Genomic DNA, 12310 nt, shown 5'->3' on the forward strand with positions numbered 1-12310 from the left:
CAAAAGTATGGAGGCCCGATTTGAACGTCCTGGTCGTTTTTGATCATCCGCGCCGGAATTCGTTCTGCGGCGCGGTTCTCGACCGTTTTGTCGCCGGACTGCATGAGGCTGGGCATCAGGCCGAAATCGCGGATCTGCGCGCAGAAGGCTTTGATCCGCGCCTGGGCGTAGAAGATGAGCCGGATCGTGATGCGCCCGGTAAAATCTACAGCCCCGCGGTTCTGGCCGAACAGGCGCGCGTCACGAGAAACGACGCGCTCGCCTTTGTGTTTCCGGTCTGGTGGTGGTCGCTGCCAGCCACGAGCAAGGGCTGGATCGACCGGGTCTGGAACCGTGACTGGGCCTATGGCGCGCGCAAACTGACACATAACAAGGCCCTGATGATCGGCCTCGCCTCAGCCGATGCCGGGCAATATGCGAAGCGCAGCTATGACAGCGCCATGCAGACACAGCTGGTGCAGGGCGTCCTCGATTATTGCGGTATAGCGGACGCCTCTCTGGAGCTTCTGCATGGCAGTACAGGGTCAGAAAGCAGTCGCTCCGGCCTGCTGGAACGGGCCACGATGCTTGGCCGGACGTTCTGAACCCCACACCGGCAAGGGCCCGGCCCGTGCATCAGGCGCGAGTGTCAGGCCCGCTGCCCGCTGGCAAACTGCTGCGCCGCCCAGTCGATGAACAATCGCACCCGGGGCGACAGCTGCCGGTTGGTGGGATAGAGAAGCGAAACAGGTAGGGGTGGCGGCAGGCTGGCCGGCAGCACCTCGACCAAATCGCCGGCAGCAATCGCGGCTTCGGCATGGTAATGCGGCACCTGGATCACTCCGAGGCCCAGCCTGGCGGCAGCCACATAGCTTTCGGCGGCATTGACGGTAAGCGTTGTCGGCAGGACCACCTCGCGCACCTTGCCGCCAACCGAAAACTCCAGCGGCATCAGCCGCCCGGTGGCAGTCGAATGAAATCCGATCATGCGATGGCCGTCGGCAAGGGCGTCAACATCAGCGGGATTGCCGAACTGGGCCAGATAATCCGGTGAGGCGAGCGTGACCTCTGTCAGGGTCGCGAGACGGCGCACAATCATCTCGCTGTCCTGCGGCTGGCCGACACGCAGCACGCAATCGATCCCCTCGCGCACAAGATCTGCCAGCCGGTCGCCCTCGCTCATGTAAAGTGCGATCCCGGGATAGCGCTCCAGAAACTGCGGCAGGGCTGGCAGAATGAAGTGGCGCGCCAATGTGCCATGCACATCAACGCGCAGCGGTCCTTCTGGCGTTGCACCGGCGAAAGCCCCTTCGGCATTCTCGACATCGGCGAGAATGGTGATGCAGCGCCGGTAATATGCCTCGCCGTCGAGGGTCGGCCGCACGCTGCGCGTCGTGCGCTGAAGCAGCCGCGCTCCGAGGCGGTCCTCCATCTGCCGGATCACCTGGGTCGCGGTTGAGCGCGGAATGTCGAGATCAAAAGCCGCCTGGGTGAAGCTCCGTCTTTCGACGACCCGCGTGAAGAGCCGCATCGCGTCCAGTCGGTCCATGGTCTCTGCTCTGATTCCCAGGCCCGGAGCTGCGAAAGCTGGCCCGCTTTTGTTCGTTACAGTGGAATAGTGATGCCAAAACATAGGTGATTATTCAATTCAAAGAAAGGCGCATATTTCCTGCAATCCGGCGCATGGACGCTGAACACAGGAGAAATGAAATGACTGATACCAATAAGGTCGCCCTTGTCACCGGCGCGTCTCGCGGCATCGGCGCGGCTATCGCCCGTCGCCTTGGCTCTGACGGTTACACCGTCGTCATCAATTACGCAGGTTCGGTCGGACCTGCTGAAGAGCTTGCGGCCGCTGTCGAAAAAGCGGGCGGCAGGGCCCTCACCGTCCAGGCCGATGTACGTGATGCCCGCGCTGTCACCCGTATGTTCGACACTGTCGAGACCGCATTCGGAGGTATTGATGTTCTCGTCAACAATGCCGGAATCATGAAGCTGGCCCCGATCGGCCAGAGCGAAGACGCGCTGATCGACAGCCAGATCGACATCAACCTGAAAGGCACGATCCACACCCTGCGCGAGGCGGCAAGACGCCTGCGCGACGGGGGGCGCATCGTCAATTTTTCAACCAGCGTGGTGGGGCTCAAACTTGAAACCTACGGCATTTACGCTGCCACCAAAGCCGCAGTTGAGACGCTGACCGGCATTCTGGCCAAGGAATTGCGGGGCCGCTCGATCACCGTCAATGCCGTCGCGCCCGGGCCGACCGCGACCGCACTGTTCCTTGATGGCAAAACGCCCGAGCTTGTCGGGCATCTGGCGAAGATGAACCCGCTCGAACGGCTCGGCAGCCCCGAAGACATCGCAGCCGTGGTCGCCTTCCTGGTCGGCCCGGATGGCGGCTGGATCAACGGCCAGGTGCTGCGCGCCAATGGCGGCATGATCTGACCGGGCCCCGCCGCGCGGCCGGCCATTTGCGCCCCGAGCGCCAGAAGGCTGCGGCTGCGCCATATTGCGCAGGCGGAAACGCTCTTGACGACGGCGGCGGGAAAACCCCTGGGGCAGTTGGCTCGCCGCCTCGTCCAGGGCTGGGGGAAAGCGGCTGCGGACTTCCTCGAGGATGGTGACTGCCCTTGCACGGGACACCCCGCCCCTGGATCTTGTCGGGGCGATAGTGGCGGCTGTCACCGGCAGACATCGCCAGCTTCATCTGCTTCTGTTCGATCTGCCGGGCAGCGGGTGCCGGCTGTGCAGTCACGATGTGTAAAGTGGCGTCATCCGGTAGTGGCCACCATCCCCGGGCCGCCGTCGCTCTGGTATTTCAGCGTCGGCGGGATGCACAATGCCTGGCGGCAGTCTTCCTGCGGCAGGCGCAAAAGGCGACCGTCACGGGTCCAGGTCCGGTCGAAACGCACGAGAACCCATGCCCTGGTCTCACCGAAAGCTTCCATTCCGGCCTGACGGACCGGCCGGCCGAAAAATCTCTCAGGCGTCAGGCAATAGAATTCGTTCTCGACGCTGTCCGACAGATCGATCCCATCCGGCAACCGGCCGATCAGCGTTTTGAAGATATGGGGCTATGATGGCTGTCCTGCCAGCCCATCACACATCCCGTGATCTCCCAGCCCTTTCAGTACGCCTTACCTTGACAGCGGCGTGCAAAAGGCGCGCCCGGCCTGATTTGGCCGGGCATTCACAACTTCAGCGGCCTGCCGGGTACCGGTCCCGCTTGCATTGCACCACATCAGCGCACCACATCAGCGCACCACATCAGCGCAACGGGACGGAGGCGACCTTGCTCTTGTAATCTTCCTTCGGGTCTGCGCCGAACAGCGCTGTGAAACCCGCGAGGATCGAGGAGGCGTTCTCCCAGATCTGCGCACCTTCCGGATCCAGGCGCAGAAGGCGCAGTTTCGGGTCATCCTTGCCCTCGAACCACGCTGCAATCATGCTGTTCCAGAGGCGATCAACCACCAGCGGATCAGTGTCGATGGTCACTTTGCCATGAATCGTTGCAAAGAGATCATGGCCTTTTGAGACAAAGGCCGCCACCGCGCGCCCGCCGCCTGCAGTCACGATCTCGTTGTCGGTGCTGGTGAAGAACCAGATCGGGCTTCGATCCTCGTCCTCGAGGATTGCGGTCATCGGCCGGGTATGGCCGTCAACCTTGCCCGCAAGGCCCAGCATAAGCACACGGTCCGAGCGCAGGGCGGTCCAGAGTCTGGTCTCCAGTTCAGCGGCTGTCGACATAACGTCCTCCTGTTGCTGTCGGGTTATGAACCGGCGAAGGACCGATCTGTTCCCGCCCCTCCGGCCCGGATGCGCAAGATTTGCGCGATCAGCAGGTTTATGCCCGTCAGAGGCGCGGTGTGGCGCAGACGGCCCAGGAAGAACACACCGGGCGCGAAACCGTCGTCGGGTGGCCCTGCATCGCCTGTTGAACGCGTTCCCGGCTGCGTCGTCAGGTGCATCGCCAGGCGAAGATCCGCGCCCCCGGTTTGCAACCCGGGTGCGATATGCCCACTATTCCGGATATGGTTGCTAAAAATCGACAGGAAGCGTCACCGGAAGTCCCGCCGGAAGGTAAGGGCTTTTCAGAACCGCCGGACTTATCGTCCCGGACATCTGTCCTGGTCACCGAGGACGGGCCAAATCTGCCAGACCCCGGCAATGTTGCGCTCTTCCTGGATCTGGATGGAACTTTGCTCGATCTGGCAGCAACGCCGGATCAGGTGGTGGCGGAACCGGGGCTGCGCGCTTTGCTGCTGCAGCTGGAAAGAAGGACGGCTGGCGCATTGGCTTTGGTGACCGGGCGCCAGGTGGCTTTTGTCGACGCCCTGTTCCCCGGCCATCATTTCCCCGGTCATCATTTCACTGTGGCCGGGCTGCACGGGGCTGAACTGCGCCCTGGCACAGCAGCCGGGGTCGGGATTGCCGCGATTGCTGCACCGACAAGAGAAACCCAATCGTTTCAGGCAGCCTTTTCCCGTATGAACACAGCGGCCCGAGGCCTCGGCCTTCTGACCGAGGATAAGGGAGCCGCCTTCGCCCTGCATTATCGACAGGCGCCCGAACTGCGCGGAGAGGCGGAGCGGATCATGGCTGAGGCCGCGCGTATTGCAGGGCCCGGCTACCGGCTGCGGGAGGGGAAATGCGTCATCGAACTTTGCCCCGCCGGTGCGGACAAAGGGGCCGCGCTCCGGAACCTTATGGCATCACCGCCGTTTAACAGCCGACATCCCCTGGCTGCCGGCGATGACCTCACCGATGAGGCCATGTTCAAGGCGGCCAATGCCCTCGGGGGGCTCTCGATCCGCATCGGAGCGCAGGACAGCCCGAGCGCTGCCACTGCACGAATTGCCAGCCCGGCCACCTTCCGGGCCTGGTTGACCCACCTCGCCGCAGCGTAAAGCGCAGGAGACTGAGGTTTATGACAGAAGAAACACTCGCTGACGGCGCCCGTGCTGATCAAAGAACTGATCCGGACCTCGATCGCGCCGTCATCGGCAATGCCAGCCTTGCGGCGCTGATCGACTGCGACGGCGGACTGGACTGGATGTGCGTGCCGCGCATGGATGGCGATCCGGTCTTTTGCGGGTTGCTGGGCGGCGGCTGGGGCGGGGGAACCGATGCCCGCGACGGCGCCTGGCGCATCCGGCTGGACCGCCAGACGGAAGCCCGCCAGCGCTATCTGCGCAATACTGCCATCCTCGAAACGATCTTGAGCGATGAACACGGCAATGAGGCGCGGATACTCGATTTCGCGCCGCGCTTTTTGCGCAATGGCCGCATATTCCGCGGCTATTCCGTCCTGCGCATCGTCGAGCCGCTGCGCGGCACGCCACGGCTGACGGTTTCTCTGCGGCCAAGATCCGATTATGGTTCCAATACGCCTGGAATGACGCGCGGCACCAGCCATATCCGCTATATCCTCGGGCCGGAGGTGCTGCGCCTGACCACCGATGCGCCGGTCGATTACATCCTCTCAGAGACCCCTTTCCTGCTGGAGCATCCGCAGGCTTTTATCCTCGGGCCGGATGAGAGCCTGACGGATCATCCGATGGTCCTTGCCCGCCATTTCCTGCAAGAGACCACGGATTACTGGCGGAACTGGGTCCGCAGCCTGGCGCTGCCCGCCGATTTCCAGGATGTGGTCATCCGCGCGGCAATCACGCTGAAGCTCTGCTCGAACGAGGAAACCGGGGCGATTGTCGCGGCCCTCACCACCTCGATTCCGGAATATGGCGCCAGCGGACGGACCTGGGATTACCGCTTCTGCTGGCTCCGCGACAGCTATTTCACCGTCCAGGCGCTGAACAGTCTCAACGCCACCAGGACAATGGAAAACTACCTCAGCTATGTGTCGAACCTCGCGGCTGGGTCTGACAGCGGCTATATGCAGCCGCTGTTCGGCCTCGGGCTGGAGCGGGTGCTGGACGAGCATATCGTCGCCGCCCTGCCGGGCTATCGCGGGTTTGGACCGGTCCGGCGTGGCAATGCGGCCTTTGCCCAGGTGCAGAATGACGGCTACGGCTCTGTCATCCTGGCGGCAATCCAGTGTTTCTTTGACGAACGTCTGCCCGATATGGGGGATGAGACTTTGTTCCGCCGGCTGGAAAAGCTGGGGGCCGAGGCCGAAGCCTGCTGGGACCAGCCCGATGCGGGGCTGTGGGAGTTTCGCACCCGCGAAGAGGTCCATACGCATTCGGCGCTGATGTGCTGGGCCGCCTGCGACCGGCTGGCGCGGATCGCGCGCAAGCTGGGCCTCGCGCCTGAGGCCGCGCGCTGGTCCGCCAGCGCGTCGAAGATCCGCGAGGCAATCTTCCGTATGGGCTGGAACGCTGAGCGCGGCTGCTTCGTGGCCGCGTTTGGCGGCGATGAGGTGGATGCGAGCCTGCTCCTGATGGCCCAGACCGGTTTCATTGCCGCCGATGATCCGCGCTTTCTGGCTACGGTTGCGGCCTGTGAGGCAGATCTGCGGTTTGGAAACCACCTCTACCGCTACCGCCGCCCCGATGATTTCGGCGCGCCCGAGACCGCCTTTACCGCCTGCACCTTCTGGCTGATCGATGCGCTGGTGCGCACCGGCCGCAAAGAAGAGGCGCGCGGGATCTTCGCCGATGTGCTGGCGCGGCGGAACCATCTGGGCCTTCTCTCGGAGGGCGTCCATGTCGAAAGCGGCGAGCTCTGGGGCAATTTCCCGCAGACCTATTCCATGGTCGGGCTGATCAATGCCGCCATGGCCCTGTCGCGCCCCTGGGAGGATGTGCTGTGAGCCGTCTTATCGTCGTCTCGAACCGGGTGCCTGCGCCGGACCGCCCGCCACAGGGCGGGCTTGCGGTGGCCGTCCGGGCCGCGCTGCAGGAACGCGGCGGGGTCTGGATGGGCTGGTCCGGGCAATCCTCTGGCGAGGCCGATCCCGGACCGCTGAAGCTTTTTGAGGAAGGCCAGATCACCTATGCGCTGAGCGATTTGTCGGAGCGCGATCTGTCGGAATATTACAATGGCCTTGCAAACAGCGTGCTCTGGCCTTTGTGCCATTACCGGATCGACCTCACAGATTACAGCCGCCGCGATGCCGAGGGATATTTCCGCGTCAACCGGCTCTTTGCCGGGCGTCTTGCGCCTCTGATCCGCGAAGGCGATCTGATCTGGATCCATGATTACCACCTGATCCCGCTGGCGGCCGAACTGCGAAAACTGGGGATCACGAACAGGATCGGGTTTTTCATGCATATACCCTGGCCCGCGCCGGATGTTTTTCTCACCCTCCCGGTGGGCGAGACATTGCTGCGTGCGATGACCAGCTATGATCTCCTGGGCTTTCAGACCGCGCCGGATGCCGGGAATTTCAGCCTCTGCCTCAGCCGCAGCGGGATCGCAAAGCCGGTTTCGGGCGAGGATGGCACCCATCTCGCCAATGGCCGGCGGTTCCAGGTCGGTGCCTTCCCGATCAGCATCGATGCGGCAGCCTTTGGCCGTACCGCCGCGAATGCCGTGCGCAATGTCGCGATGCGCAAGTTCCGCAGCTCGCTCGAGGGGCGGATGCTGATCATGGGGGTCGACCGGCTTGATTATACCAAGGGCCTGCCGCAGCGCATGCATGCCTTTGGCCGTTTTCTTGAATCCAGTCCGGAATGGCTGGGCCGGGTGACATATTTGCAGGTCACACCGCAGACGCGCGAAGGCGTCGCGCAATATGACACATTGCGCCAGGAAGTGGCCGGTCTGGCCGGACAGATCAATGGCATGCACAGCCGGCTTGACTGGATGCCGGTGCGCTATGTGAACCGCGCCTTTGGCCAGCAGACGCTGGCGGGGCTGTACCGCATTGCCCGGATCGGGCTGGTCACGCCCCTGCGCGACGGCATGAACCTGGTGGCTAAGGAATATGTCGCGGCCCAGGATCCCGAGGATCCCGGCACTCTGATCCTGTCCCGCTTCGCCGGGGCCGCAGCCGAGCTGCGGGACGGCGCGCTGCTGGTCAACCCTTATGATGACGAAACCATCACGCGTGCCATTGCGCAGGCGGTTGCAATGCCCCGCGAAGAGCGTAAGGCGCGCCATGCCGCTATGTCAGCGGTGCTGGCGGAACATGATGTATTTGCCTGGTGCCGGAGCTTTATGGCGCAGCTTGGGGAGGATCGCCCCGCTTTCGCCTCTCAGGCCGAGGTTGACCGCCGCGCGCCGGGTCAGACTGTTGTCTGACCCGGGTGCCAAATACCGAAAGGCCCGCCACTGTCACATAACGGCAAGCGACCCTTACGTCGCGCGGCGGATAAAACGTGCGATGGGCCAGGTCCAGCCGATCTCGCGTGACCGGTTCGGGCGCAGCCAGATCCAGTTCAGAAGGCCTGCCGGAACGCCAGGCAGCAGCCCGGTCAGGGCCGCGATGACAAAGGTCGCCGCATCATAATAGCCAAGCGCGAGACCCGCGATCACCACCGTTCCGGCGATGCAGGCCGCCCAGAGATGGACGAGCAGCAGGCGAAGCCAGGGAAACATCCTCTTTTCCTTTCATATCAGGTTCAGGGCATCCCCCGGGATGCCGGTTTTCACCCGCCGCTCTGCCGGCGCAGTTCGCGCAGCTGGTCGGCGGTGATATAGCCGCTGGCCCGCAGCCCTTCGTCCCGCTGCCAGGCCGCGATGGCATTGCGGCTGTTCTGACCCAGAACACCATCGGCGCCCCGCGTGTTGTAGCCGAGAACCGTCAGGCGGCGCTGAAGGTCGCGGCGTTCAGAGACCGTCAGCCCGAGGAGGCGTTCCTCTGCCCGGTCGTCCATGGCGACAGTATCCTCGGGCGGCGATACCGTTCCGGCCTGTTCGCGCAGCTGGCGGACCTGGCGGTCGGTCACATAACCGCTGGCGGTCACCCCGTTTGCCGTCTGCCAGCGCCGTATGGCGTCGCGGGTCTTGCGCCCCCAGAGCCCATCCGCCACCCCGGCATCATAGCCGAGCGAGGTCAGCTGGCTCTGGATCTGGCGCCGCTGGTCGCGGCTCAGTGCCAGTGCCGCTTCTGCACTGCTGGCACTGTCGGAAGGCGCAGGTGCGGGCAGGGGCGTCGGGTCGGCAGGTCGGACCACACCGCCAAGCCGCGCGATTTCGCGCTCCGCCTCGGCACGGGAAAGACCATTCGGGAAGCGTTGCAGATAGGCACGCCAGCCGTTCAGCGTTCCCGCCTGCCGCGCCTCGGCGCCGGCCTGGCGGTCAAGCTCCTGCACCAGCAGGCCCTGTGCAACGCCCGAGATGATACCTTCCAGGTCACCCTGGGCCAGTGCCGGAGACTGCCCCCCGAGACAGACGAAAATCGCAAGTACAGAGACTGACTTCCTCATAGTGTTCCTCCTTTGGTCAGGCGCCGTGCGCCCTGTCATGGCACAAGACCGCCTCAGCACGCACACGGCCCTGACGCGGCGGTGGCGGACCGGGCTTGCAAGGCTCCTGCCCCGCCGTGCCGGGAAGAGGCGACCGGACCCTCGGGCCGATCGGGCGCCGGTATGGGGTCTCCGACATCGGGGAGTTGCGGGATATCAGGGCCGCGGCGGCCCGGACTTGGGTCCTGTACCGGAGTATCGGGCGGATCCTGCGGTACATCCGGGCCTGCGGGTGGAACCGGTGTGACCGGCAGATCGGGATCTTCGCCACCATGTGGCATTGTAAATCCTCCGTCTGATGTGACGCCGGAATGGTGTCCGGCACAGGAAGTAAACCCGCTGCGGCAGGCTCTGTTCCCGCCACGACCGGGCATAGAGCGCTTTTTCGCCTCCCGGCTGCGGCGGAGCGGAACAAAAGCGGGTCAATACCGCGCAGGGCGGGATCACTTTGGAACAAATCGCGGGGCTATGGGTTTCTTCCCCTGATGTGCCGCCTTTGACGTCTGGACAGGCGAGGGCGGGCCGCCCGGAGGCCACCTGTCCGGAAGGGGGAGAATGACATGCCCGTAATGACCCGGCTTTACCAGGATCACGCCGCCGCAATGCGTGCCGTTGAGCATATCGAGGCGCTTGCTTTGCCCTCGGTCGAGCCGTCGATTCTTGGCGGGGATGCCCTCAGGGACTACCGCGATATGCGGATCGAACGTGATCCGGTCACGGGCGAAAAGACCCAGATCCCTGAACCCGCCCCTGCAACAACGGCGGGTGGGGCGCTCGGCGCGGCGGTGGGTGGCAGTGCGGGCCTTCTCGCAGGGCTTGGGTTTATCGCCATTCCCGGACTTGGCCCGGTCGCTGCCGGCGGGTGGCTGGTGACGGCGCTGACCGGCGCAGCGGGCGGCGCGCTGGCCGGGGCCTCTTTCGGGGCGCTGGTCGATCTTGGCATCCAGGAAGAGGATGCGGATCTCTACACTGAGACGTTCCGGCGCGGCGGCGTCGCTGTCGCCGTGCGTTTCCCGGAGGCTTGCCGAGGCATGGTGGAAGCGGCCCTGGCGCAGACCGATGCCAGTTCGCTGCCCGATTTACGCCGCGCGCATCAGACCGGGGCCTGGCGGCGCTGATCGCTCCGGGCGCGAGAGGGAAACCTGCTGCGCAATTGCGCGTTACATTACCGGGCGGCCACGGGAATATTTCAGGAGAACGCTTTCATGGACAGAACAGGACTGCCGGACCCGGTTCCCTGGTGCGGCCCTGCGCCAGACCCGGCCGCGCTGCTGAGCAGCTGGAATTTTCATCCGGGTCTCCTGACGGCTATTCTGGCGGCACTGATCTTCGGCCTTTTGCGCGCTGAGGGCCGGGGCATTTTCCTGATGGCCTGGGGCGCGCTTGTCATTGCGTTCGTCTCGCCGCTTTGCGCCATGACCACTGCACTTTTCAGCGCCAGATCCCTCCATCACCTGCTGCTCGTCAGTCTCGCCGCGCCGCTGCTCGCGCTCTGGCTGCCCCTGCGCTGGTTCGGCGCGCCGGTCGCGTTTTTCCTGACCGCAGTCGCCCTGGTTCTCTGGCATATTCCCGCAGTCTACAGCGCGGCATGGGACAGCGCCGGGATATACTGGCTGCTTCAATTCGCCCTGTTGCTGCCCGCCTGGGCCTTCTGGTCCGCTGCCTTTTTCCCTGCGGATCGAGACGCCGGCGCGGTTCTGGTCAATGCAGCGCTGACCGGCGCCCTGGCAGGGGTGATGGGGCTGATCGGGGCGGTGCTGACCTTCTCGAACCGGCTCCTTTATACCGAACATATGGCAGCACCACTCGCCTGGGGGATCGAGCCGCTTACGGATCAGCAAACCGCCGGGCTGATCATGTGGGTGCCCGGGCTGCTGCCGCTGGCAATGGTCGCCGCGATCATGCTGAGGCGCGCCTGGCGCGTGGGGCAGACCGCATGATTGCCGCGCTGAAATTCCTGCATGTCGCAGGACTCGCCTGCTGGTGCGCGAGCCTGATCGCGCTGCCGCTGCTGATGAAAGCCCATGGCTGCGCACAGAACCAGCGTCAATATGCGCATTTCCGGCTTGTCACCCATATCGGCTATATAGCCTTTGCGACGCCCGCCGCGCTGGTGACAATCATTGCCGGCACTGCGCTGATCTTCGCGGCACAGGTTTTCGAGCCATGGCTGCTGGTGAAACTGGCTTTCGTCGCCACCATGGTGCTGGTGCATGTCTGGTTTGGCCACCTGATCCAGCGCTCGGGCGAAGAGAAACGCAGCCACTGGCAGGCCGCGCCGCTTACAGGACTGCTGCTGGTGCTGCCGCTGATCGCAGTTGTGCTGGCGCTGGTTCTCGGCAAGCCCGACCTCACACCACTGCGCGGGTTGATCCCGGATCAGTTCCTCGCGCCACGCGGAGGAGGAGGCGCATCATGATCGTTCTGCGTTCCCAGCCCGTAGTCGAAAACCAGCTTGCCGCCATGCCAGCCGGTCATCGCAGTCATCCCGGTCGCGAGCAGCGATGCAAGAAAGCCCCAGGGCAGTACCGCGCCGACGGGATCTGCGAGCCGCATTCCCCAATTCGCACCGAGCACCGACAGCAGCATCACCGCGAGGATGAAATGCGTCCAGCTGGCGGCGCGGATACGGATACCCGGCACCAGCAACAATTCGGCGGTGCCCGCCAAACCGGCAAGGATACCCATCCCGAAACCAACCCCTGCCGCCCAGAGCGCCGCGCGCGGCCAGAAGAGATCCCCCGTCCACCAGTAAAGCGCATCTGCGCCCAGCGTGCTGACGCAAAGCGCGATGGGGAAGGCTACCAGCATGGCATGGATCGGGTGGCCCGCCACCGCGATCTTCGATTCCGTCCGGTGAAAGCTGCGATGTTCATGGATCGGGTCACGCAGCCCGCGGCGGGGTCGTCTGGCCTGTCTCATCTGCGAATTTCCTCCTCTGTACCCTTTGGGAAACC

At 64.2% G+C, this 12310-nt stretch carries 14 protein-coding genes; 8 read left to right on the forward strand and 6 right to left on the reverse strand.

Annotated features, from left to right (window positions below):
* Positions 1 to 20: 20 nt before the first annotated feature.
* A complete protein-coding gene (locus AC4FS3_RS11740; RefSeq protein ID WP_491020717.1) occupies positions 21 to 584 on the forward strand; it encodes an NAD(P)H oxidoreductase in 564 nt (187 codons plus the stop codon).
* Positions 585 to 628: 44 nt separating this feature from the next.
* Here AC4FS3_RS11740 and AC4FS3_RS11745 read toward each other — a convergent pair whose 3' ends face one another.
* Positions 629 to 1528, reverse strand: coding sequence for a LysR family transcriptional regulator (locus tag AC4FS3_RS11745; protein WP_491020718.1), 900 nt, complete (start codon positions 1526 to 1528; stop codon positions 629 to 631).
* Positions 1529 to 1689: 161 nt separating this feature from the next.
* On the opposite strand from AC4FS3_RS11745, the gene AC4FS3_RS11750 reads away from it, so the two are divergent.
* The gene (locus AC4FS3_RS11750) at positions 1690 to 2427 is read left to right on the forward strand and encodes an SDR family oxidoreductase (RefSeq protein ID WP_491020719.1); all 738 of its coding nucleotides are present in this window, start codon (positions 1690 to 1692) and stop codon (positions 2425 to 2427) included.
* 326 nt (positions 2428 to 2753) lie between these two features.
* Here AC4FS3_RS11750 and AC4FS3_RS11755 read toward each other — a convergent pair whose 3' ends face one another.
* Together AC4FS3_RS11755 and AC4FS3_RS11760 are read right to left on the reverse strand one after the other, a co-directional pair.
* Positions 2754 to 3026, reverse strand: coding sequence for a HipA domain-containing protein (locus AC4FS3_RS11755; protein ID WP_491020720.1), 273 nt, complete (start codon positions 3024 to 3026; stop codon positions 2754 to 2756).
* A gap of 223 nt (positions 3027 to 3249) precedes the next feature.
* On the reverse strand, positions 3250 to 3729 hold the full coding sequence (locus AC4FS3_RS11760; RefSeq protein WP_491020721.1) for a pyridoxamine 5'-phosphate oxidase family protein: 480 nt from the start codon (positions 3727 to 3729) through the stop codon (positions 3250 to 3252).
* 284 nt (positions 3730 to 4013) lie between these two features.
* On the opposite strand from AC4FS3_RS11760, the gene otsB reads away from it, so the two are divergent.
* The 3 genes from otsB to AC4FS3_RS11775 are packed head-to-tail and all read left to right on the forward strand — an operon-like array spanning position 4014 to position 8187.
* Positions 4014 to 4889, forward strand: coding sequence for a trehalose-phosphatase (otsB, locus tag AC4FS3_RS11765; RefSeq protein ID WP_491020836.1), 876 nt, complete (start codon positions 4014 to 4016; stop codon positions 4887 to 4889).
* Positions 4890 to 4909: 20 nt separating this feature from the next.
* On the forward strand, positions 4910 to 6754 hold the full coding sequence (locus tag AC4FS3_RS11770) for a glycoside hydrolase family 15 protein (protein WP_491020722.1): 1845 nt from the start codon (positions 4910 to 4912) through the stop codon (positions 6752 to 6754).
* Positions 6751 to 8187 (forward strand): alpha,alpha-trehalose-phosphate synthase (UDP-forming), encoded by a 1437-nt coding sequence (locus AC4FS3_RS11775; protein ID WP_491020723.1) that lies wholly within the window; start codon positions 6751 to 6753, stop codon positions 8185 to 8187. Before AC4FS3_RS11770 ends, AC4FS3_RS11775 begins: the two co-directional genes overlap by 4 nt.
* Before the next feature lie 54 nt (positions 8188 to 8241).
* Here AC4FS3_RS11775 and AC4FS3_RS11780 read toward each other — a convergent pair whose 3' ends face one another.
* Together AC4FS3_RS11780 and AC4FS3_RS11785 are read right to left on the reverse strand one after the other, a co-directional pair.
* The gene (locus AC4FS3_RS11780) at positions 8242 to 8484 is read right to left on the reverse strand and encodes a hypothetical protein (protein ID WP_491020724.1); all 243 of its coding nucleotides are present in this window, start codon (positions 8482 to 8484) and stop codon (positions 8242 to 8244) included.
* 50 nt (positions 8485 to 8534) lie between these two features.
* Positions 8535 to 9314: a peptidoglycan-binding domain-containing protein gene (locus tag AC4FS3_RS11785; protein ID WP_491020725.1), complete on the reverse strand. Its 780-nt coding sequence runs from the start codon at positions 9312 to 9314 to the stop codon at positions 8535 to 8537.
* A gap of 599 nt (positions 9315 to 9913) precedes the next feature.
* Here AC4FS3_RS11785 and AC4FS3_RS11790 point away from each other — a divergent pair.
* From AC4FS3_RS11790 to AC4FS3_RS11800, 3 genes are all read left to right on the forward strand, one after another.
* The gene (locus tag AC4FS3_RS11790; RefSeq protein WP_491020726.1) at positions 9914 to 10471 is read left to right on the forward strand and encodes a hypothetical protein; all 558 of its coding nucleotides are present in this window, start codon (positions 9914 to 9916) and stop codon (positions 10469 to 10471) included.
* Positions 10472 to 10558: 87 nt separating this feature from the next.
* Positions 10559 to 11293, forward strand: a complete 735-nt coding sequence (locus AC4FS3_RS11795) for a cytochrome c oxidase assembly protein (protein ID WP_491020727.1) — start codon at positions 10559 to 10561, stop codon at positions 11291 to 11293.
* Complete coding sequence (locus tag AC4FS3_RS11800; protein ID WP_491020728.1) at positions 11290 to 11772, forward strand: CopD family protein; 483 nt, start codon at positions 11290 to 11292, stop codon at positions 11770 to 11772. The genes AC4FS3_RS11795 and AC4FS3_RS11800 overlap by 4 nt, the downstream gene beginning before the upstream one ends.
* Here AC4FS3_RS11800 and AC4FS3_RS11805 read toward each other — a convergent pair.
* Positions 11733 to 12275, reverse strand: a complete 543-nt coding sequence (locus AC4FS3_RS11805) for a DUF2231 domain-containing protein (RefSeq protein ID WP_491020729.1) — start codon at positions 12273 to 12275, stop codon at positions 11733 to 11735. The genes AC4FS3_RS11800 and AC4FS3_RS11805 overlap by 40 nt on opposite strands.
* Positions 12276 to 12310 lie beyond the last annotated feature (35 nt).

The organism is Pseudogemmobacter sp. TB195 (assembly GCF_058313095.1).